General features: G+C 52.1%; 13 protein-coding genes. 1 reads left to right on the forward strand and 12 read right to left on the reverse strand.

From position 1 onward, the window contains the following. Nucleotides 1-3: 3 nt before the first annotated feature. Entirely contained in the window at nucleotides 4-1,182 is a 1,179-nt protein-coding gene (glf, locus tag BBAG_RS07475; protein WP_047750179.1) for a UDP-galactopyranose mutase, read from the reverse strand. A gap of 113 nt (nucleotides 1,183-1,295) precedes the next feature. Beyond that, nucleotides 1,296-3,326 carry a glycosyltransferase gene (locus tag BBAG_RS07480; RefSeq protein ID WP_047750180.1) on the reverse strand — a complete coding sequence of 677 codons (2,031 nt, stop codon included), beginning with the start codon at nucleotides 3,324-3,326 and terminating at the stop codon, nucleotides 1,296-1,298. A gap of 186 nt (nucleotides 3,327-3,512) precedes the next feature. Here BBAG_RS07480 and BBAG_RS07485 point away from each other — a divergent pair, with 186 nt between their 5' ends. After that, entirely contained in the window at nucleotides 3,513-4,427 is a 915-nt protein-coding gene (locus tag BBAG_RS07485) for an N-acetylmuramoyl-L-alanine amidase family protein (RefSeq protein ID WP_003825095.1), read from the forward strand. A 70-nt stretch (nucleotides 4,428-4,497) separates the two neighbouring features. Here BBAG_RS07485 and BBAG_RS07490 read toward each other — a convergent pair whose 3' ends face one another. From BBAG_RS07490 to BBAG_RS07535, 10 genes are all read right to left on the reverse strand, one after another. After that, the gene (locus tag BBAG_RS07490) at nucleotides 4,498-5,751 is read right to left on the reverse strand and encodes a DUF2142 domain-containing protein (protein WP_231855865.1); all 1,254 of its coding nucleotides are present in this window, start codon (nucleotides 5,749-5,751) and stop codon (nucleotides 4,498-4,500) included. 132 nt (nucleotides 5,752-5,883) lie between these two features. Continuing rightward, nucleotides 5,884-7,599 carry an N-acetylmuramoyl-L-alanine amidase family protein gene (locus BBAG_RS07495; protein WP_003825098.1) on the reverse strand — a complete coding sequence of 572 codons (1,716 nt, stop codon included), beginning with the start codon at nucleotides 7,597-7,599 and terminating at the stop codon, nucleotides 5,884-5,886. Nucleotides 7,600-7,903: 304 nt separating this feature from the next. Beyond that, nucleotides 7,904-10,789, reverse strand: coding sequence for a glycoside hydrolase family 2 TIM barrel-domain containing protein (locus BBAG_RS07500; protein WP_003825099.1), 2,886 nt, complete (start codon nucleotides 10,787-10,789; stop codon nucleotides 7,904-7,906). Between the two features lie 255 nt (nucleotides 10,790-11,044). Then, nucleotides 11,045-12,334, reverse strand: a complete 1,290-nt coding sequence (locus BBAG_RS07505) for an ABC transporter ATP-binding protein (RefSeq protein ID WP_003825101.1) — start codon at nucleotides 12,332-12,334, stop codon at nucleotides 11,045-11,047. Further along, nucleotides 12,334-13,170 (reverse strand): ABC transporter permease, encoded by an 837-nt coding sequence (locus BBAG_RS07510; RefSeq protein ID WP_033508685.1) that lies wholly within the window; start codon nucleotides 13,168-13,170, stop codon nucleotides 12,334-12,336. The genes BBAG_RS07505 and BBAG_RS07510 overlap by 1 nt, the downstream gene beginning before the upstream one ends. Nucleotides 13,171-13,331: 161 nt before the next feature. Continuing rightward, the gene (locus tag BBAG_RS07515; protein WP_003825104.1) at nucleotides 13,332-15,203 is read right to left on the reverse strand and encodes a glycosyltransferase family protein; all 1,872 of its coding nucleotides are present in this window, start codon (nucleotides 15,201-15,203) and stop codon (nucleotides 13,332-13,334) included. Nucleotides 15,204-15,394: 191 nt separating this feature from the next. Continuing rightward, nucleotides 15,395-16,627: a polysaccharide pyruvyl transferase family protein gene (locus tag BBAG_RS07520; protein ID WP_003825105.1), complete on the reverse strand. Its 1,233-nt coding sequence runs from the start codon at nucleotides 16,625-16,627 to the stop codon at nucleotides 15,395-15,397. Then, nucleotides 16,624-18,549, reverse strand: coding sequence for a glycosyltransferase (locus BBAG_RS07525; RefSeq protein ID WP_033508686.1), 1,926 nt, complete (start codon nucleotides 18,547-18,549; stop codon nucleotides 16,624-16,626). Before BBAG_RS07525 ends, BBAG_RS07520 begins: the two co-directional genes overlap by 4 nt. A 175-nt stretch (nucleotides 18,550-18,724) precedes the next feature. After that, nucleotides 18,725-20,533, reverse strand: a complete 1,809-nt coding sequence (locus tag BBAG_RS08230; RefSeq protein ID WP_231855920.1) for an S-layer homology domain-containing protein — start codon at nucleotides 20,531-20,533, stop codon at nucleotides 18,725-18,727. Nucleotides 20,534-20,672: 139 nt separating this feature from the next. Continuing rightward, on the reverse strand, nucleotides 20,673-24,152 hold the full coding sequence (locus BBAG_RS07535; protein WP_003825108.1) for an Ig-like domain-containing protein: 3,480 nt from the start codon (nucleotides 24,150-24,152) through the stop codon (nucleotides 20,673-20,675). Between the last annotated feature and the right edge of the window lie 302 nt (nucleotides 24,153-24,454).

Raw genomic sequence — 24,454 nt, forward strand, 5'->3', positions numbered from 1 at the left:
AACCTACTTCTTGAGCATTGGGGCGACCCGCTCCTCGTACGCGGTCAACGCCGTGTCGATCACCTGGTGCATGTCGTAGTACTTGTACGTGCCCAGACGCCCGCCGAACACCGTGAGCGGCTCCGCCTCCGCCAGCGCCTCGTAGCGCGCGTACAGCTCCCTGTCGGCCTCCGTGTTGATCGGGTAGTACGGCTCGTCCCCGCGCTCCGCGAAACGGCTGTACTCCTCCCACACCACCGTCCTGTCCGGGTTCTGCGAGTCCCGGCGCTCCGGGTTGAAGTTCTTGAACTCGATCGCGCGCGTGTACGGCACGTCCGCGTCGGAGAAGTTCATCACCGGGCAGCCGAAGTGGTCGCCCTCGTCGTAGCGCACCTCCCTGAAGTCCACGGTCCTCCACTTGAGCTCGCCCAGGGAGTAGTCGAAGTAGCGGTCCACCGGGCCCGTGTACACGACCGGCACGCCCGCCGCGGCCAGGTCCTTCCTGTTGAACGGCTGGGACCCGTCGAAGAAGTCGGCCCCCAGGGTCACGTGGATGCGCGGGTCGTCGATCATGCGCTCCATCCACGCGGTGTACCCGTCCGCGGGCAGGCCCTCCCACGTGTCCTTGAAGTAGCGGTTGTCGTAGTTGAAGCGCACCGGCAGGCGGCTGATGATGCCCGCGGGCAGGTCCTTCGGGTCGGTCTGCCACTGCTTGCCCGTGTAGTTCTTGATGAACGCCTCGTACAGCGGACGGCCGATCAGCGAGATGCCCTTGTCGTTGAGGTTCCGCGGGTCCGTGCCCGCCAGCTCGCCGGCCTGCCCGGCGATCAGGGCCCTGGCCTCGGCCGGCGTGTAGCTCGCGTGGAAGAACTGGTTGATCGTGCCCAGGTTGATCGGCAGGGGGTACACCTCCCCGTCGTGCGTGGCGTACACGCGGTGCACGTAGCCGGTGAACGACGTGAAACGGTTCACGTAGTCCCACACGCGCCTGTTGGACGTGTGGAACAGGTGCGCGCCGTACTTGTGGATCTCCGCGCCGGTCTCCTCGTCCATGTAGCTGTACGCGTTGCCGCCGATGTGGTCGCGCACGTCGATGATCTCGACCCTCGCGCCCGCGTGCTCCACGGCCTGCTGCGCCACGGTCAGGCCGAACAGGCCCGCACCCACAACCACCAGATCCGGATATTCCACCGCACCAGTCATAAAAACAACCTTCCAAAACAGTCAGTTCAATTGCAAATGCACACTGCCAATGTGCGTTTCGCGTTCATGATACTCGCATACCACGAATGAACGCAGCCGATCCATACTCCGAGTTATTCATCTCCAAAGATTCTTGCCCATGTCTCCATGGAGGTAATCCCATAAGACTGGTATTGGGCAGACAATCGCTTCCAATTCTTCAGAATCTTGCGTGTAAGCCGATATCCTTCCATCATGCTCTTACGGAAACGTTTGTTGTCTCGCTTTAGCCATGCCACCCCATTACCGTCTGGCGTGGTCACCAATGCTGAATTGACATGGTCAAAGGCAAGCCAAGTCCAGGCAGCATCGCGTGCGGGGATGGCCGCATCCGGACGAGTGGCTTTATCGGGATTGGCCTTCTTGATAAAGCTCTTCGCGATAAGGCCGACAGCCGCCTTGTACCGGCTTTTCATAGTCGATGGATGGTTCTTTGGCGGTTCAACCTCACCAGCTGGCTCAGGGAACTCCTCAAAACTCTCCTTGGACTGAGCATCGGGATATTTTGCTCGCAGTTCACGCACTTCGCCAAGTTTCGTCGGCAAGCAATCTACAAGGTACTGTGGGCCTCGAAGAATATCCCTTAGCGCCATATGATGCAATGCCATGGCGGAGTACACAAACCGAAGCCCGAGACTGGCATCACCATACAAGGTCTCCACCAACATGCGAGGTGGCCTATCCGGATACGTCAACAATGCCGCGAGCCAACGGTTACGCTCAGTAAAGTATTCCTCCCACGAACGTGCTGGATCCTTGTCATGCCATGCTTGGTGCCATACGGCCACGCCTGGCAGGCAGACTGTGGGAAATCCTGCTTTCTTGGCACGAAGACCATATTCAATGTCATCGAATTTGATGAACACCGGCATGGAGAGACCGATTTTCTTCACAACCGCAATCGGAATCAGACACATCCACCACCCGTTGAAGTCTTCATCGATGCGCTGATGACGATCCGGAGAGTCACGGAGCGGTTCCACAGAGAAATCATGGTTGTATCCCATGCTCTTGGACGGGTACATCCACATTCGTTGCGCATTGATCCGCTCACCTTGCGTATACAACATGGTGCGATTATCCAAATGGAACATGCCGCCGCCGACAAGAACTGGTCGCACCGTGTAATCAGAGAATTGGATTGCACGCAGAATCGATTCCGGTTCGCTGATGGCATCATCGTCCAGCAGCAGCACAAAATCACTATCACCGGCCTTAGCCGTTTCATACATGCCTCGGGAGAATCCTCCAGAACCACCCAAGTTCGCTTGCTGAATGTATGTAAGCTGTTCGCCTAGATTAGCGGCAACCTCATCAAAGTCCTTCTGATCCTTAACTAAGTCGCTGCCTTGATCCGTGCAATACACTGTATCCAAACGTTCGCGCAATGCCGAAGCACCGGCGATAGTACGCAATTGATCCATACAATATGAGGCGCGATTAAAGGTCGTGATGGCGATAGACAGGGTTGTCTCATGCTTAGCGGTACGCGCCTCACGGGGTACAGACCATGTAGCATCAGCAATGGTCACGGAACCATCAAGCGATTCCGCATCGAACCAGAAGTAACCACCATCCATAAGACCTGTCATCGGCACGTCTATGCATACACGAGTTTCAGACTCCGAAGCCGTTGTCGTCTTCGTCGAAACCGGATAAATCAGTCCACGACCTGTGGAACGGAATACGCTGATTTTGGAGTTTCCCTGAACTGTCGCTTCGAATCGCACCGTTTTTACACTGGTCCAACGGCGCCAATATGCAGTGGGGAATGCGTTGAAGAATGCACATCCAGACATGTGACCACGATTTTTCAGGGTTATAGAGGTACGCCCCGCAATTTCAAACGAATCGCAGGACACTCCTGCAGACGACCCGGCATTGCGAAGCAAGCGTTGCAATGTGGACTGATTCATGGAGCCGAATTCCAAACGGCGCATGTCAATACGGGAGTCCAGCGTGGTCTCCGCAACATGCGGACGAGTCCAATCAAGCGCATACAGCGGGAGAGTTTGCTCAGCGTCCTTGACCGGGTACACAACACGCATAACCGTTTCCCAGGTGTTGTTTGCCCCGGCATTCTTCATAGAAGCCTTCTGATTCATGCATCCTCTCCTATCACCATGTGCGTTCATCCACTCATCGTAGTGGCTGCCTCGCACTTTGGACAATCCGTCTGCATAGTCAGTGCACAGGATTTGCTCGAATCCGAATAACCGTGCGACACCGGTTTTTTATATGACATTCCCATCCTAAAATCAGAAGCGCGTACGTACATCAGTACAAAGGAGATGATGATCATGATTCTCAGAAAGAAAATCATTCGAAGCATCGCAGCCATAACCGCAACTCTTTCGATGCTTGCCTTACCCATTGCCTCAGCCAATGCGGAAGAGATCGTCTCACCGCCATATCCCGAATACACTGGCTGGGTTGTTCAGGATGGTGAGCATTATTGGTTCGATTCCGGTACCATGGCACGTTCAAAGGAAATCTACGATCCGAGCAGTAATGCCTGGTACTGGCTCGACGCAGATGGAACAATGGCACGCAACAAAGATGTTTATCAGCGTTCCAATGGTGGTAAATGGGTTAGGTACGATTCCAATGGCCATATGATCAAGGGCGAGGATTGCCGATATGGCGGCTGGTATTATTTTGACCAGACAACCGGCGCTATGGCCAAAGGTATGAAGTATATCGGATCCAATGGCGGCAAATGGGTGTATTACGACTGGACGACCGGCAAGATGGCGCACGGCGAGCAGTATGTGAACTATGACGCGCAGCATACCGGCTGGTACCTGTTCGATCAGTACACCGGTGCCATGTTCCACGGCGATACCTATATCCGATCCAATGGCGGCAAATGGGTTCGCTATGACCGAGTAACAGGAAAGATGATCAAGGGCTTGCATTATCAGGATGGAGCCTACTATTACTTCGACCAGACCACTGGCGCCATGGCGCATGGACGCGTGTGGGTGCCCGAATGGAACTCATATGCGACCTTTGATTCCGTCTCTGGCCGCTATGTTAGCAAGGATTCAGGCAATAACAATCCGGGAAATACCGGAGGAGAAAACATCCGTGGTCGATTCTGCAAGAAGAGCGAAAAGGGCCAGCAGCGTATCGATGGCGACGGTACACTTATCGTCTGCGAATGCCGCAACGGGAACAACACCCCGCATTGGTATGCCAAGTAGATAACAACCACCGTATGATTCCGTATGATTCTTGGAAGAATCCGGAGATACCTCCGCTTTCTTCCAAGAATCATTTCCATTGAATCACATACGTAATCGCTATAGCGATATATGAAAATGCCGTTAAAGCCGCCACAGAAATAGCTAATACTCTGCGATTGATATTTTCATCCCTAATAAAGTTGGGGAACAACAGCGCAGCAAGCGGCAATACCGGTATGAAATACCTGTTCTGCAATCCCGAAGCATATACATCTACATTTCCAACCCATGTGATTGACATTGCCACACACGATAATACGTAATACAGAACTATAATTAATACTATTAATCCAACCTGCAATTTATTTATATTTTTATAGCTCATATGCACAATCAGAAGCATCATAATAGCGATAAGCACTGGAGCCATAACGATTAAAGGCAACTGAATTTCTTCCGTTCCTGTAAAGAACTGAAGATTTCTTCTTGAATTCACCAATTGCCCATTAATCTTCTCAGTATCAAAATCCATAGGCTTGAACAACGACCGGCCGATAAGCAGAAATATTTTCCAGGGAGATTGCAGTAGCTGCCCCTCAAGCTCGTGCGTCTTCTCCAATGGAACACGATTCGGGGCAACCGCTATTTGCGAGGTCTTCGCCCGCCAAAGCCACATGGAGACAAAAGCAGTGAGAGCAGGAAGCGCCAAGGTGATCTTTTTTACGCATCCGTGAGCCTTAGGAATCAAGAACAATACGAATAATGCGATGATGAAACAGGTAATCTTGACTTGTCCGAGCAGAGCTCCCATCATGCAGAGCAGAGCAATATGCCAGTATTGCAACATGTCATCCCGTTGATACAAACACAGAACAACCGCAATGAACAGCAGACAATAGCTGTTGGTGACGGCATCAGCTGTCGGGAATATCATTGAAAAAAATGTGGTAGGAAGAATCGCTATAGCCAGAATGATATTGACATAAGATTTGGCTACCCATATTGCCACGGCAATAATAGTGGCCGAGCAGATCAATGTTGCCACACTCGATACGCGAAAATTCCCGCGCACAATAAGACTGGGGAAATAGACAAAGGGAGCATTCACCGCAGTGTTGTTGAAGGTTATTATCTTCCCGTGGTCACGGTAAACCACCCAATCATGGTATTCATCAGAAAATACCGGAATTATATTCCCCGCTCTGATTTGCAGGATTCTGGCCCAATGCGCCATTGCATCGTTAAAACAATGCTGTTTGCCACAGAAAATAAGAATGCACCCTGTTGTGATTGTGCCGATCCAGTACAGCAAGGAAATATAACCAGAGGCATGAGGCTCCACATGTTTCAGGTCACGTTGACGCTTCCCAGAATAATGCCGCGGCAAAACAGCCTCCCCTACTATGGAAAACTGGTTTTGATGCAATCACAACCAGCAATCGCACCAAAACCAGTCTATCTCACGCTGCAAAACTCAGCCGCGGCCAGTGGTCGAATCAAACCAGTGCCAGTTATTCCATTCAGGAACCCAGACCCGCCCCTTCTGCATAGCGCCGGTGGTCTTGTCGAAGTAGTACCACGAGTTATCGTGACGATCTAGTCCCTTGACCATTTTTCCGGTGGAGAAATCATACCTAACCCATTTGCCGCCGTTGGAGCGGACATAGGTGTCGCCGTGGAACATGGCACCGGTGTGCTGGTCGAACAGGTACCAGCCGGTATGCTGAGCGTCGTAGTTCACGTACTGCTCGCCGTGCGCCATCTTGCCGGTCGCCCAGTCGTAATACACCCATTTCCCGCCGTTGGAGGAAACGTGTTTCATGCCCTTGGTCATTGCGCCGGTCGTTTGATCGAAGTAGTACCAGGCGCCATATCGGTAATCCTCGCCCTTGATCATATGACCGTTCTTGTCATACCTGACCCATTTGCTGCCCGCAGGGATATACACGTCCTTGTTCACAGCAAGGGAACCGTCTTTATCAAACCAGTACCACGCATCACTTGCAGGATCGTATACCTCTTTGGAGACAGCTTTCACGCCATTGTCATACCAGTAATGCTTACCGCTTTCCGTTACCCAACCATTTGCTCCAGGCTTATATTCGCCATAGCCTGCACGAATTCTTGCATTCCAGACGATTCTCTTCGCCACCGGATCAGTAACGGTTACCACTGTTCCATGACGGTTAGGAATGCTGCGTCCATCAACGTTGGTCGTGGTAATACGGCGAGTACTATGCCATCCGCTGGCCAAACTCGACGACTGCGTAACGAAAGTGCCGGCAGTTCCATCAGCCTTACCATACGGATAGTCCTTGAGCTTATCGGTATAGAAGAAGTACTGCCCGTTGTAATACGTCAGGGACGGACCTTCATAACCGGTCACGACATTATCGTTCACCAAACGCCATGCCTTAGGATTCCCAGCCTGAGACAGATCGCCGATGGAATAAATCTGATTGGTGACACCATTCTTCTTGATGCTGAGGTAGTACACACCGTCCTTTTCGAACAATGACGGGTCAAGCCAGTTGCTGGTCTTCGTATCAGGAAGCTTGATCGGATTCAAACTGCCGTAGCTTAGCCTCGGCTGAGCTCCCGGATCGACTGCGGGATCCGCTCCAGGCTGCAACCCTGACACCTTGACGATGTAGGGGTACATATAGTCATGCTGAGCATTTCCATGGAAGTCGCCATAGTATCCAAGAGTGGTCACGATCCACATATCGCCGTGGCTGTCAACGAACCCGTCGGTTCCTGCGGAATCGTACTGGCCGTCCTTAAGACCATTGGTATAAGGCATTACCGAAGGAGCAAGGTTCGTTGGACTGCCGCTGTTAGGGTAGCTCCAGTTCACCAGATCCTTGGAATATCCCATCATCGGGGTGAAACGCCATCCCAAGTTCTGCTGCTTCTGCACATAGCCGCCAAGAATCCAGAACGTGCCGTCCTTATACGTGATACTCGGATCATGAATAGCATTGACGTAGTTCGGCTTCCCCGAGACATGCGCACTGCCATTGCCGTCAGCCTTATACGCCGTACTGATCTGCTGGAAATCAGCGCCGTTATACGACATATACACCGTATCGGAGCGGTCTGAATCACTGTTCCAGAAAACGCCGACCTCCATATCCGGGTAGTCCGTTTCGGCAGCGGATGCCACCTGGACCCCGAGTGAAGCTGCCATAGACAAAGCGCCCAACAGCGCAACACAACTCTGTAATCTTCTTTTCATCTTCCCTTCTCTCCTTGAAGAGCTAGCTCATTTTCAACGATAGGTAACCGCCCTATAAAACGCAAGCAACTGAACCGCACCGTGTTCGTGCAACACGTACCGATCCACAGCTCCTGATTACGCATAGGTAAGAGCCGCACCACGATTGCAGTCCGACTTTCTCAGACCACCGATCGGGGTGCGGCTCCCGGCTACAGACCACTGTTCGGCATCAATAGCTTTGACAGATCAATCGCGACTTGACATATGAACAGCCTCAGCTCTCCACGCTCCCGGTATTCGCATAGTTTCCGAGGCGATGCAAGAACGCAGCCATATCCTGGCGGACAACATCCGACATACCACGATAGGTCTTCGTACCATTTGCCTCGGTCCAGCCTTCACTGATTCCGGTTCCGGCCATCCAAAGGATTTCCTTGTAGTGCGGAGTGCGCTTATTCACGTCAGCAAATGGGTTCCTGTTGTAGGAAGAATCCTTAACACCAAGGTTCTTGGTGGCCAGCCTCTTCAGGAAGGCGGCCATATCCTGACGCTTCACCGTATCCATACCACGGAAGGAACCATCATCCCAACCTTCGGCAATACCGTTGGTACCAAGCCACCAGATTTCCTTGGCATGCGGGGTGTCTTCGGTAACGTCCGTGAAACGGCTCTTGTCGGATGCGCTTGGCGTGTAATCCGGAGAACCGGCAAGACGATACAGGAAGGCGGCCATATCCTGACGCTTCACCGTATCCATACCTCGGAATGTGCGCTTGCCAGTGCTGTCAACCCAACCCTCGGTAACGCCATTGTCGGCAAGCCACTGAATATCCTCAACATGCGGCGTATTCGCGTTCACATCCTCGAACTGCATGCCATAGGTCACACCATCAACGGCATCCTCATAGGTCTTAGAACCATCATGAGCAACAACCTTGATTGAGTTTTCGACCTGGCCTGCAAGCTTCACATTGTCCCAGACGAAAACACCATCCTGCTGCTTCGTGCCAGCGCCCAGGGATTTGCCGTTAAGGAACAGCTCGGCATTATCGCAGTTCGAGTAAGCCTTGATTTGCTGAGTGGGCTTGTTCCTCTGGGTGAATCGCTTGCTGGTGAGGTACACGAACTTGTCGCTCTTGTTCCAGTTCGCCTTGAAGAAGTAGTAGGCATCCTTCTTCGTCACATGGTCATAGCACAGCAGACCCTTGGTGTTGAGGCGTTCCTTGCCACCGGCATTGCGGTACGACGAGAAGTCGAACATGTTCCAGACGAAGCTTGCAGCGACATTCGTGCTGTGCTGAATATAATCCCAGTACGCTTCCAGCAGGTAGGACTGATATTCCTCATAGTGCTTATCGCCATTGGCATCCGAAGCACCATTCCAAGAGAAAGAACCGTCCACTTCCGTATGCTGGTCGATATTGGCACCGGCACCATATTCGGAAAGCATCATGGAATCGGCACCAAGAACCTGCTGATAGTTGTTCATCTTATTGGTCAGCGATTCCACGAGCTTCTTGTGCCCAGCAGCATCTGCATTCCGCACTGGACTCTTGAAGCCGACATAAAGGTTCATGCCAGTAAGATCAATCTTGGAACTCCACTTTGCGGAGGTGTTGACCGCATCGGCACCATCGATGTTTGCCTGCACGATCAAGCGATTGGGATCTTCCTGATGAGCCAGATCAACAAGCGCAGAGTTAAATGCAACAAGCTCGTCTTCGGTTACTTTGAAATCAGGTCCATAACTTGCGAACTGCTCGCTATAACGAACCTCGTTCTGTACACCCCACATAACGATCGAAGGATAGTTGTACCCCTGACGGATCATCTCTGTGAGCTGGTTCGTAATCGAGTTCTTGTAGGAATCCGCCTTCGAATAAATCAGGTAGTACGGAATCTCGCAATATACCAGCAGACCCTTTTCATCGGCCATCTCGTAGAAGGCAGGATCGTGCGGATAATGCGACGTACGAACGGCGTTCACGCCCATATCAAGCATGGTGTCGATATCCTGAGCCATCTGATCACGGGAAACGGCATTGCCCACACCTTCACGGTCCTGGTGGTAGCCCACGCCATGGATTTCGATCTGTTTACCGTTCAGGTATGCCTTACCGTTGGAAACCTTGAACGTACGGAAACCAATCTTCGTGCTCTCTGTGTCCAACACATGACCGGCGGCATCCTGCAGGGAGACGTTCATCGTATACAGGTAGGGGTCAGTCCGTCCGTTCCAACGGTGAACGTTGGTGAGCTGCTGGTCCAGCTTCTGCTCTGCGGATTCAGTTCCAGCACTAACTTGGATATCAGAGCTCTGTTCACTCACAACATTTCCGGCATTATCCGAAATAGTCGTTTTCAGGACAAGGTTTGCAGCTTCCGTGGCCTTGTTGGTAACGTCTACTCGCGTGTTTACGGACGCATTGTTGCCGTTAAGCTTGTAATCCACAAAGACGCCAGAGCTGCCCTTGTTCTCGGTGGAAATGTACTGGTTGGGCAACGCAATGAGCTCAACATCACGGTAGATGCCCGAGAACTGCGTGTAATCGACGTTAATCGGGATGGAAACCGTATCGACATTGGTCACGTCAACGGTGAGAGCAACGGAGTCCTTGTCCTGTACATACTTGGTCAGATCGAAGATAAAAGCAGAGTAACCACCGACATGGGTGCCCACTTCCTGACCATCGACCTTCACCGTAGTGTTCTTGTTCGAGCCATAGAACTTGATGAATAGGTTCTTTCCGTGGTACTTGGCAACATCCAGTTGCTTGCTGTACGTAACGGTTTTCCGATTGTTCTGAGGGATATACGACATCGTAGGGTGCGCGTAATCCCATGAATGTGGCAGATCGATAGTCCCCTCAGATGCGCCGGTGGGAAAGGTCCATCCTTCCATGCTTGCATCGTTCTTGGAGAAGGTCCATCCCTTATCAATGTTTTCAACCGTTCGACCGGCAATCTGATTATCTGCCGAAGCGTTCAGCGCGCTTTCGGCTGCTTCGTTGGAAGAGCCGTTATTTTGAGTTTCGTTCTGAACAATCTGGCTATCGGTCGTCTGGGCAGTGTTCGCATCCAGCTCTTCTGCCTGCGCACAAGGAACACCTGCGGCAAGCATGGCAACAGCCACTATGGACGCAAAATACTTCCGTCTCATACTCTTTCTCCTACACTTCTTTTCTTTTCCTGAGCACATAAAGACCCCCCTACATGCTCATAAGGAGCAGTGACTTGCCACTCTATGCCAAGTCATGCCTTTGTAAAAGGGTACAACTTAGGTTGGATAGTAGTGTGACGTTGTACGCATGTCATAATGGCTTTTAATCAGCCTGTATCCTGCAAAAAATGCCGGGTATCATGCATGATGCCCGGCACTGTTGAAACTTACGCCTTGTGGTTTAGGTAAGCCACCCTATTTTTCCCCTTCCGGCTTATCGATCTGCGTAATCGTCATTGCCCTATCGCTAAGCAAGGCGTAGTTTCGATTACGTGCGTCGCGAATCACGAAGGTGCAGGCATTCTCGTCCAATGCCACCGCCACCGCATCCGTCATGCTGTCATCACCTGGCGTAGGAGTACGCAATGATGTAATCAGACGGAACTCACCGTCATTGAAGAGGTTCAAAGGCATCTCGAAATACACCGTCTGATGCCCATGCTTTTCCATCTTGATGGTCTTTGCGCCGGTATCGTAGGTAATACCTCCGCGCCGGACATCATGCATAGCAATGGCCAAGTAGAAGTCGCCCGGCTCATCGTACTGATATTCAACGGCGAACTTGAACGTGTCAGAACTCTTCAAAATTAGAGGAGAAACCCCATATGTCCGCAGCAACGGGCAACGAGCATTCAAGCCATTGGGGTACTCATTCTCGTTCTCGGCGATAATCTTCTTGCGCTTCGCCTGCTTCTTCTCTTCCGCTTCAAGATTAGCAAGAGTGTATTTCTCTGCGACTGTTTCACGATCGCCAATCGCGGCAACCACACCATCCTGGATAAACATGGCACGAGTGCAATACCGCTTGACAGCACTCATATCATGCGTGACCAGGATCACGGTCTTTGTCGGGTCCTTCTTGATTTCCGTGAAATAGTCGTTGCACTTCCGTTGGAAAGCCTCATCACCAACGGCCAGAACCTCATCCAATACCAGGATGTCTCCCTGGGCCTTGATCGCCACGGAAAAGGCAAGACGAACCTGCATGCCCGAGGAGTAGTTCTTGAGCTTCTGATCCATGAACTCGTCAAGCTCGGCGAATTCGACAATATCGTCGTACATCGCATCGACTTGTTCCCTGGTAAAGCCCAGCAAAGCTCCGTTTAGGTAGACGTTTTCCCTACCGGTCAGTTCCGGATTGAATCCCACGCCAAGCTCAATGAACGGCACCAATTTGCCCTGAACCTGAATGCTGCCCTCATCGGGGTAATAAATCTGAGAAATCAGCTTCAGCAACGTCGATTTACCGCCGCCATTGCGACCCACGATGCCAAAGAACTCGCCTTGGTGCACTTCAAAACTGACGTCTTTAAGTACCGTCTGCTTTTTATAGCCCTTGATGCCCTTGGCCCAATTAATAACAGCCTGCTTCAGACCGGTTGCCTGTTCTGTCGGCAATTTGAAGCTTTTGGAGACATGCGTTGCCGAAAGGACGACCGGGTTCTTGGAGTAATCGAATTCTACTGACTCGTTTTTCTCAGACATTACATGACCTCCGCGAATTTACGGCTGTTACGACGGAAAAGATAAATGCCAAGCCAAAGCAAGACAACAGTAAGGAACAGGGGGAAAAGCTTCACTCCCCAATTACCGAACTGATTCCAGATTGTTGGCTGAGTCTCCGGCGCAATGAAATTATGGCGAATGTCCTGAATGGTTTGGGCAAAAGGATTCAGCAATTCCAAGCGGGCCACATCGGCAATCCAACCACCACGATCAGTCACAAAGGTAAGCGGATAAATGATAGGCATGCCGTAGAACACCAGCTGCTGAAGCACTTCCCAGATATGCGCAATATCACGGAAATAGACATACATCGTTGACATCAGCAGCGTTACCGCCAACGTAATGGCATATAGCTCGACTATGCTGAACGGCAGAAGAACAACGCGCCAAGTGAACTGCACACGCGCGATAAGTGCAAAGACAAATACAACCACCAAGTTGATGGCGTAGCTGATCAAAGCACCAACCGTTGCGGAAACCACCACAATGTAATTAGGGAAATGAATCTTCCGCAACAAATCACCACGATCTACAACCGCTCGCAGACCAACGTTAGTGGATTCAGTTACGAACTGCCACGAGCTGATGCCCAGAAGCAGAACCACAGGATATGTTGGTGTGCCATCGGACATACGCAGAAACTTGCCGAATACCACGTACATTACGCAGAACATCATCAACGGTTTCAGCACCGACCAGGCAATACCTAGGAAAGAGCCCTGATAGCGCAGCTTAAAATCCGTTTTTACTAAACCCCGCAGTACGGTCCAAGCATATCCGTACCTGCTTGCTAAACTTTTCGCCAACTGTTTCACAGGCAGTATCCTATCAGTGACTATCCCAATCACGATATGCAACCGGAAATCAGCACTATCCAGTCACTAGACGCTCGAATGTTTTGCGTAACGAACAACTTCGCAAAAAATAAAAAATGAGGAGCCTGGCAAGCCGCGGCTCCTCATAAGACACCTATTGATCAGTCCATCTTAAGGTAATGCTTCCAATACTGCACCGAAGTCAGTTCCTTGCGCGCAGCAGCATATTCCTTGCGCAGACGTTCGATATTCGCCTTATAGTACTTAAGATCTCTTGCGTAACGCTTCTTGATCTGCTGATAGCGGTTGACATCCTTGGTGCGGATGGTGCCCTTGCGGTTGTACCAGTCAAGTACAACGAGCTTGTGCTTACCGCGGATCGCGCCAGCCGGGTACAGCCATCCTTGCAGCGGGATGACAGCATAGCCAGCGCCATCCTTCTTGAAGTAGCGCTGATTGTTGTCGGTGATGAGGTCTTCCAGGCGCTCAGGCAAGCTACGCGGCTTGTCACCGTCAATTAGCTGACGGTCGATGTCCTTGATGCGCAACCCAGCAAGTTCCTTATCGGCATCAATCTGCGTCTGCAGAGTAACAAAATCAACAAGCTGCTCCTTATTACGGTTTGCAGCCATGAAGCTCTTCTCCGCCTGTCCAGGCTTCTTGATGAATTCCGGGCCTTTAAGGAAATCTTCGAAGGCATCCAGGCACAATTCAGCGTTGGCATAGCCGAACTTCTTCAGTTCAAGCCGGATATTATTGTGCAGTTCATGCATGAAGTCGGCCTTCGGGGCCATGCCGCATGTTGCCTGCGCAACCATCGTATTACGAGTGGTCTGGTACCGTTCCACGGCCGCGTTGTACCGCTCAAAGAACGACATATGCCATACACACAGGCTGTTCATGCTGATAAATCCTGTCTTGCAACGAATGCCGTACTCGGCATCGTCACAACGGACGAATACAGGAAGTGGCAGCCCATTCTTTTCGATTACAGGAATCGGAATGCAGCAGTACCACCATGCGGCGTACATGTTGTTCTTCTGCCACTTGGTCGGCGTGTACATCTCGTTGTACACAAGATCCTCGAACAAAGTCAGCCTCAGCGGCGGCTTGCAACCGGCAAAGGTGCCCTGCTGAGTCATATTGCCGATGTCTTCCCACTGATCTTCGCCGATCTCGTAGTTCAGCATCGCGCCGCTAATCATGTCTTCACGGTGCTCAGGCTTGAGAATACGCAGCAGGTTATAGGTACGCTTGATGCTCTCCGGAGAGACCGCAACATCATCGTCCATCAGCAGGATGTTCGTGGCCTTCGGGTTCTGCTCCATGGCAGTAATCATGCCGCGAGTGAAACCGCCGGCACCGCCAACATTATCGTTCGGCACAACCTGAACGCGATTACCACTCAGCTTCTCAGCATCAAGAGTACGGCCATTATCAATCACGTACATATGGAAGTGGTCGGCGATCGGGTCTCCGGAATTAATAATCTGATTCTTGACTAGACCGATGTTGCGTTCGATGAACGCTTCCTTCTTGAACGTGGTGGTAGACAGCACCAGCTCAACATCATTCAGTTCGCCATCAATGCCAAGTTCGTAATAACTGTTGCGAATGGCGACCGCGCCTTCCGTTCTGATGAAGAAGCCTACGATAACCATATCGTCGGTGATGGTAAGCGGAAGATCGACAACCTGCCAATCGTCGGAGGCTCCCAACGCTTTGGAAGCTCCCTCAACTGGTAGAGGATCATGGGCAAACGCATCACCCATAGTCTGCTGCACCTCGCACGCGGCACCCTTAAGTTCAAGATGCAGCGTGAAACTCGTCGCACGCGTATACCTCTGCAGCTTCATCACAGACAGAGAGTTAAAGTACGTGCTGAAGTCAAAGGTTCCCGCGTTAAACATCTTCCACTCGCCCAGCTGCTCATCAAACACAACAGGCTGATCAGAGCGGCAGTACAGCGCCGGGTAAGCGACAGAACGGGGATTCGTCTCCAGAAGGATATTTGCAAATTTCACAGTCGGCATCCGCCTACCACCTCATCCTTATTCAAAGCGTCAACTTCCCAATGTAACAAGAACAACTGTACAATCCCGTCTAAACCACCAGTTCATTCACAATCGCAGCGTTTCCGCGGCCAGAACCGAGCCAAACACCTGCCCAAGCGTTCAGCTCCCATATCTCTCCGAGGCACTCACGCCTTATTTCTCAAGCGAAGCTAACGATTGGCAGCGCTGGGGATGCGAGGGTATAGAGCGTGAACATTACGCCTGATCTCATCAGCGTATTCCTTGACCAGATCACCCTGCACAAATCCCTGACCAGGAGAGGGAGCCTCCTCCCCTATCGTGTTCCTAGTCCAGTGGGATCCCATCCGTATAACAGCGTCATGTTTGACGTCGTAATACCCGGAATCCACCGATATGAACGAACCTGAGCACCCCTTTGCAGCTGCAAGAATATGTGGATGGTACCGCGTGGATAGCCACCGTTGCCCTGCACGCGCGGGGAATCCCTTCTCCAACAGATCAATGACCGGGAAGAAACGGAGATTGGAGTAGCCACTCTCCGCCAAGTACGGGAGTATCGGGTAATCGATTCGTGGATTACATTCCACCACGCCTATGGCATCATCCTTGTTCACTCCCCATGCTTCCAGAGTACGTCTGACTTGCTCGAAAAGCGCTGCTTCTTCTTCCACAAAATCTGATTGCACGCACACCATCACGTCAGGCAACCCTTCGGGGGACGCATAGCAATCCTTCAAACCATTGACGAAGCAATCATCCGGCGCCACTTTCACAACATCGACCGCAGGCTCTCCCCGCAGAGCAACTTGTGTGGGAATGTCTCGCACGGTAAAGACATCAAACGACCTGGCCGTCTGCTGGGCAAATCTGAGAGAATCGCCCTCAATAGGCATCAAACCCAATCCAGTTGCAGCTACAGGTATGTTCCGAGCATGTGCCCACGGGCCAATGGCCATGCGTGACAAGTTACAGGTCCAATCTCCACGCATATAACCACCACCGAGCATATGAATGCTCTGCACGCCATGCTGCAGCAATCTGATGCCACTCGCATAGTTCGGCGCAACACCGTCATCGTCCAACGCTTGGCTCACGAAACAAGCTATATCATCGATTGGTCCGTCATAGGGGAAAGGGTTCTCCGTACCCAATCTACGCAAGGTATCCGTGAAGATCGCATGCGGATGCCTATCTCTCAGAATCACAGCAGCAGGCCCGGGCCGAGCGCAATCCACTACAACCGGAACTTCTGGATAATATTCGCCAAGCAGGGTAAGCCATTCTCCAGCTATTAACTCATCGCCATAGTTCGGATACCCCGGCTCGGCGATAAGGTAAAACGCCTTTGACGCTTGTTCCTGGCGAACGCGTTCTGAATTCTTTCTTGCATGGATATGCAGAGACTGCAGCATCGTTCTCATCGCTTCGCTTCCTCAAGATATCTGCGCCAGAACTCGAAGGATGTCATTTCCTCGCGGCTTTCCCGGTAAGCCCCGAGAACAGCCGTATCTTCCGACAGTATCTGCGCCAAATGTTCAAAGCGATTCCGCAACTCCTCATTCCGCTGTTCGTCGCGTACTCGCATCGCCCCACGCTGGCCGGTTGTATCAACAGCGAGAGCCTTGCCAGCATGTTGCAGGATACGCCATGGCCGGCACCACCCATCATTAGGAATGATTGCCAGCTCATTACGGTCAAAATTCTCCTGCCGAGGCGCTGGGCTTACCTTTCCCGAGCGAATCGTCCTTTTCGCCTTACGTAGAATCCGATGGACGATATCGCCGCGCCTTGCTGCAGCAGTATCGGTATCTCTTGGAGGAACTACAACATTCTCATCGTTGGCGTTCTGTTCCAGCTCAACAATGTCAATGGCGTCAGGCGCACCAGGAATCTGCTGTAAAGGTTCCAGTTTTTCCGCCTTGACTCGTGCTTGCTGAAACAGCTTTTCACCAACTGGGTGACGGTAGTAATCCGGCCCCTTAAGATAATCTTCAATTGCATCACAGATAAGCTCCATGGAGGCATAATCAAAACGTCTGCCATGCTTGATCAGGTTATCCCGCATGAGTTGGATCATGGCGTCCATGCTGTAATGAGAATCAGGTGTGAAGGCTTCCTGTATGAGCATGTTGCGCGTAGCGAGATAAACCTCCACAGCAGCGTTCCAGCGTAGATCAAATGCATCATGCCAAACGCATACGCCATTCATTGTGATGAATTTCAGAGGCTCTTTCTCCTGAATACGCGTTGCGTACTCCACGTCATCCCTGCGGTAGAACAACGGAATCGGCAGACCGTACTCCGTAACGCGCTCTACAGGGAAGCACGAATACCACCACGCGGAATACAACCCTTCTGTATGAGACGCGGGTATAAGCTCCTCGTTGAACGTAATATCGTATTCGCGATCCATGATGAACCGTGGCTTAAATGGCCTGAGATTACGTTCAGGCGTTATCATGCCAATGTCTTCCTGCTGCATCTCAAAATTCGCGGTAGACAGCATGGCACCAGCGATTGTCGCCTTTGCATATTCATCACTGGCACATTCCAATAGCCGCAATGACCGTTTGAATGCTTCCGGGCATACTGTAACGTCGTCATCCATCAGCAGAACATGCGTCGCCCAGCCAGATTCCGCAGCATGGAGCATTCCTGCGGCGAAACCGCCGGCACCGCCCACATTCCCATTGGGGATAACCGTTATGGATGGGCTTCCGGCATCTACCGAATCAGGCAGTGTGCGTCCATTGTCTACCACTGTCAGGTGAAAGTGCTTTCCCCACTCCCCCTTTTCCAGCAGTTCTTCGCGAATCATATTGATATTATTCGTGACCTGCTGTTCCTTGCGATAAGTGGTCGTCACGACTTCAATACGAACGTCGCGGCGCTTTGGCGCATCGGCGCAATACGAGATATTTCGCAATGTAGCGGGAACATCACCTGTCGTTACCGTAAAGGCGACCAACTGAGCATCCAGCCCCTCGGGGTAGGGAATCGCATAACAATACCATCCGTCCTGGGTCCGTAGAGGATCGACCGTAACTTCATGGATAACGCGTTTCTCAAGACGACGGTAGATCATCTCAGTCAGGGTGATATGCACTGGAGCGCTGGATTCGACTACCAGCACAGGAGTAAGATCTTCGATTCCCGTATAAAGACGCCATTTTTTGAGCGAAAAAGCCCCGAAATATGTCATAAAATCTGCAAAGCTATGCGGGCCAAGAGTTAGCGATTCCTCGCCTACCCCGGAGTACGAAGGTGATTTTACAAAAAGCGGCAAAATCGCACACGAAGCAAGAGACGGCTTCCATACTGGGCGACTCAAGTCAACGAGCATAGACGGCACCTTCTAACTAGAAATCCTCTGACTAGCCAAGCCTACCATTATCCCCTTTTATATACCCCATGAAAGAAAGCCCGGTAAAGTCATGAGGCAGGAATAAGCCAATCTCGGCACCATCGAGTGTCTTACCTCGTCAAAACATATCGATGCGGACGGGTTTAGCACCGCATCAAGAAGAAAGCATATCGCTTAATCGGCGAAGGAATGCCGCCATGTCCTGACGATACACCGCAGTGGAACATCCAAAACGATAGCTGCCGTCGGAATTCTTGTACCCCTGACTAATGCCAGTTTTACCGAGCCAATATATGTCTTCAGCATGCGGGGTCGTGGCCGTCACATCCGTAAAATTACTTTTCGACACAGTCTCGCCGGTATTGCCTGCGCTTTTGGACGCCAAGCGATGCAGAAATGCAGCCATATCCTGACGTTTTACCGCGGTTGAGCCACGGAATGTACGTTCTCCATTGGACTCTCGCCACCCCGTACTGATACCTGCATGGGCAGCCCACAGTATGTCTTCGGCATGCGGAGTACGTCGATCAACATCAGAGAAAATCGTCCAATCCTTTTCCCGGGGTTTCCAAGAGGAAGCATCGCTTATACCCTGCCGCACCGCCAAGCGACGTAAAAACGCAGCCATATCCTGCCGCTTAATCTTTGTTCCAGGGCGGAAAGAGCCGTCACTATAGCCGGTGGAAATACGCTTATCCACAAGCCATACAATGTCATCGTCATGAGGCGTAGCCACCGTATCGAAATCACCGAGCATTCTCGATCGAGCATATACATCGATGAATCCGGTATCTTCCAGCATGGGCTCCGTCCACGAACATGAATTTCGCGCGTCCATCACAATACGAATGGCCCGCGGATCGCGAAGTGTAATCACCGTGCCATGCCGAGGTCCATCGGCCGTATTCGCCGCTCCCTGTTCATACTTCGACAGGACTGTGCCTTCAGAGTCATATGCGATAAGCTGTTGTAAATCGCTCCACCCCTCCGACAATGATTTGGACGACATAACGTACGTACCGGTTATTTTCTTTGCCGACCGACCGGACGGATGCACGCTCAAACGGTCAAAATAATACCTATACCGGCCGTGGAAATATGTCAGGCTCGGAGCTTCATGGTATAGTGCCAAATCCGATCCAACTCGCGCCCATTTCGACGCATCGTTGCCTTGTTCGAGATTGCCGATGCTCCATAATTCATTATTAACGCCATCGCGTTTAACAGAAAAGAAAGCTTTCCCATTTTCAAAATAAAGGCTTCCATCGATTCGATCATGATCGTCCTTGTATGGCAAATGGATTCGCTTCGCACTTTGGACGTCTATACCACCGTCTGTTAGCGTAGTGAAAGGAATGAGATATGGTCGCATATCATCTGAGTTCCTTCCGTGGAATGCGCCATAATTCCCCAAAGAGACGACGGCATAGACAGTATGGGTTACAGGGTCCTCAGCCCAATCGGCTGCGACGGCATCAAAATCCTCACCATTGCTCGGCGGGGCTTCATCCTCCACAGGAACACGTACAACCGTCTGCTTAGACCATGTTCGTAAATCATCGCTACTCGAAACAACCAAGCATACGTTGCTCTTCGCATCACAGTTATGGTGGTTTCCCAAAAGCCAGAAGCGGCCGTCATGCCAGAGAATCGAAGGATTCACTAACGTAAATTGACCATCAACACTTTCGCGCCCCGACTCATCCAAAGAATCATATTCCGGGGTACTGTCGCGAAATGCTGAGCCGACTAGCTCCATATGCACACCATCTCGACTTGCATACAACATATCCGTCGAGTTCAGCCTTGACTGGGTAAAAACGCCGAATAGCAGTTCGTTCGGATATTCTTTAGCACGCGCAGCATGTGGAGATAAGCACATTGCCAACGTCAGAGCAGCAGATGCTGCGGCAATGCCAATCCTATACGGCAACGGTAGCCTGCGCTTCATTTTCATCTCCATCACAGCTATATCCATTCCAATTAATTCGTCCCCAAAAGGTCTGTTACAACGGTACCGATTCCGAAAGACGCATCCCCCCACACACAGAAAGGTCCCGTCGAAGAACACTTCCTTCGACGGGACCTGTCCGCATAAATCATCAGTTCAGCGCATCGAGCCTATGCAGGAACGCAGCCATATCCTGACGATACACACTCACCATGCCACAATAAGTGCCATCAGGGTAACCCGTGGAAACGCCGGAGCCGCCCAACCAACGAATATCGGAGGCATGCGGGGTTGAATCTGTCACATCGGCAAAGCCGCGAGACTGTACGCCGACACCTCTGCCAGCCTTAGACGCAAGTCGGTGTAGGAACGCAGCCATATCCTGACGATACACAGGTTCCATACCCCGATAGGTGTCATCCGGATAACCTGTGGAGATGCCAGCGTGCGCCAGCCAGAGAATATCCTCTGCGTGCGGAGTATTACGATTCACATCACGGAATCTTGCCCAATCGGTAGCTGTCGGCTTCCAGGAAACCGCATCCGCAACACCCATGCGAACCGCCTCACGGCGCAGAAACGCGGCCATATCCTGGCGCTTGACCGTATCCATGCCACGGAACGTACGCGAACCGTCCGACTCAAGCCAACCGGTGCTAATGCCCGACTCAGCGGCCCATGCAATGTCCGCCGAATGAGGCGTAGACGAAGACACATCGCGGAATGTGATGGTCACCTTCCAATGGGCGTATACGGTCACATCGGCCGCCCCCATCACGTTATTTTTCGTCACCTGTTCGCCGCCAGACCTTTCGGTATACCATCCAAGGAATGAATACCCCGAACGGTTTGCGGTCGGCAGATCGCCATACCTATCGCCATAGGCCACGCCACGTGATGCGGTAGAGACATAGCCACCGTTCGCATCAAAAGTCAGGACATACGCACTTACGGTCACCGTGGCATACACCTGGATATCGGAGCCGTTGAGTTTGCCGTTAACCTTGAACGTTCCGGGGTTCCGGTATTGGCTGAGTGCTACGGAATCCCAGGCCACTTTCTCCGTCGTCTGCGTTCCATCGGTCCATGTCACTTTAACAGTGGCTGGGAGCACTGGAGCGGTGCCGGTTTTGGTGGCTACGTTGACCGGATCGAAGCTTCTCATACCCAGTACTCGTACTGTCACGCGAACGGTTCCGGAATAGCCTTTTACAGTGCCATTAACGGTGAAACTACCAGCTTTGGCATACTGATCGGCTTGGATCCTGTCCCAGTTGACGGTCTCATCCGTTTCCTTGCCGTTGTCCCATGTAACATGCACGGTTTGCGGCAGGTTCGGAGCTTTGCCGGCATAGGTTGTGACGGTTGCGGGGGTCTGAACGGATCTGATTGGAATAACAACCTTCACCGTCGCGCTGGCGGTCACATTGTCGAGGGATGCGTTGACCTTTGTAGAACCTTCACCTTTGCCTTGCACGTCGGCGAACTCTCCGCTGGCTCTCGACACCGCGGCGATGGACGGCGTATCGGAAGTCCACGAGACCTTGCTCATGTCCATCTTGGCGTAATCCTTGTGCAGCGGGGACACCACTGTGGTAAGCCTCTTGGACTTGTTGCGGTCAAGCTGGAATTCTGTGCCGGTCATATCCTTCACGATGTCCTGATTTTGCGCATCGCGTTCGGTTGCGGTCAGTTTAAGCTGGGGCTTGACCACGGCAATGGTGGTCGTGACTTCCTTGCCACCGGCTCGAGCGGTAATCGTTGCCTTGGAGCTCGTTTGGTTCAGGGAACTCAGGCCATAGATCATGGCAGTGTCTCCGCTTGTGCTCAGTTTGATGACGCTACCGTGTGCATCTTCAGCCCAGGTGGTGCGTGTCGCGCTACTGGGGAAGCTCGCATAATCGTGTGCCGGAGTGATCTTGGTGTACAGCTTGAAGTTTTCTCCTGGAGTCACTTCTACTGTCTTGCCGGTAGCGGAAACCTGCGTATCATCACTGCGGTCAGCCGTGTCTTGATGGGTGTCGCGCACGATGGCGAGCGTGGCGTCGACCACCTTGACGGTGGTTGTGACGGTGCGACCGGCAAGATTGCCGGTCACGGTCACAGTGCCCGGGGCCTTGGCTGTGATGGTGGTCTTGGGCGTTGCTCCGGTAGTGCTCACCGACGAGGTAGCGTTCACGGTTGCCACGCTGGTGTTGGAGGAAGTCCACGAGACGGAATTCAACGACGTGTAGTCATGTCGTGGTGCGTAGCCGAGAGTCAGCTCAGCGGATTCGCCGGCCGTGAGCATAACAGTACCGTTTGTGGCATCCACCGGTTTGGCCAGTTTGCCCTGGTAGCTCAATGTCAGTTTAGGCTCGCTCACCGATGCGGTGAAGGGGAATAGTACGCCACCGATGGATACGGTGATGGAGCTAGTGCCTGCATTGATGGCGGTAAGTTTACGGGAACTGTCGGAATCGATGGTCGCCACCGATCTGTTGTTGGAATCCCAATGCGCGGAATGCTGCGTGGCATATGCCGTATGCAGCGGGGCGATCGCATAGCTGAACTGTATGATTTCACCCACACCCAAGTTAAGAGTGCTGCCACTGCGTACCTCGATGGGACTGGTGCTTGAACCGTATTGCACGGAGACGTTCGGTGTGGAGGCGTTCACTACTGTGGCGGCGGAGACATTGCCCAGCTCGTCGGTCTGCTGTGTGAAGGTTGTCTTCCCGCTAGTCGGGTTGGTGGTTGCGACATTGTGCCGGAACACGAACAGCGCGCCGATGGAAATCGTGGACTGCCCTTTAATCAGAGCACGTACCGTCACCTCATTGGTCATGGGGTTTTCCTGACCATTGAAATCAAATGCGGAGCCGGAGGATCGCCAACCGTCTGCACGGATGGTATAGGTCTTGTTGTTGCCGTCCTTCTCCTGGTAGGAGCTTGGGTTGTTCCACATTGATGTGGAGAACTCGTAGCTGTACTTCTTGTTCTGTGCCGTTGTACCATCGCCATCGAATGTGGGGTAGTACTTCAGCTTCATATCCTCACCGGCGGTGAGCTGAGTGGTGTCGGAAGCGGTGACTTCCTGGGAGTCCAGAGTGCGCACAAGCTTGAACTTGGTCTTGTGCACTCTGAATTGCGCGGTTGCGGTCTCGATCGGCCCACCGCTTTTGCCTCCCCTTGCGGTAAGTGTGGCTTCACCCTCACGCAGAGCGGTCAAGCCGCCGTTATCGTCGGTAAGGCCGATTGCAGCATGGAATTCATCGGCATCACGCTGGACCGTTTTCCATTGACCTGAAGCATCATCGTATTCGGTCATGGTAATCGGCTGGCCGTTGATATACCACTGAACGGTATTGAATTTGACCGGCTGGCCGCTGCCTTGATAGTTCCACACGCTGAGCTGCACTTTTTGCCCGACGGCAAGATCGACAACCTGGCCTTTTTGAGAGATATTCCAGTTGCCGACCGACTTGGAATCGTCGATTTCGATGCGCATGCCGCCGTCCTGATCGGCCATGGCGAATGGCGCGACGACGAATGTGGCCGCAATCATGGCCACAGTGCATATCACGGCCGTAGCAGCCGAGAAAACGCGTGGCTGGCGCAAACCAATGCGCCTATGCTGGGGAAACTTCATATTCCTCTTCCTCCTTATACAAACAACCAGACGTTTCAACACAAACCGCGATTCCGATGGCGCTCTTCCCAGTCGCCAGTATCTTAAGCAGTTTGCAAACGTCTTCATCCGACATCTCAGTCGAACGTAAGGGATATTTTAGCGGATTCGACTAACCTTTACTAATGCGCCAGCTCAAAATGGAACGCCCTTGCAATAGTCATTTTGCAAACCGTTGCATAGAGTGTTCAATAACCAGAATCAGAAATTACCGTTTTATCTATCTTGCCATTACGACGTAAAATCACCAGAAGCAACAGACT

Origin of the sequence: Bifidobacterium angulatum DSM 20098 = JCM 7096, assembly GCF_001025155.1 — a bacterium.
Lineage (GTDB): Bacteria > Actinomycetota > Actinomycetes > Actinomycetales > Bifidobacteriaceae > Bifidobacterium > Bifidobacterium angulatum.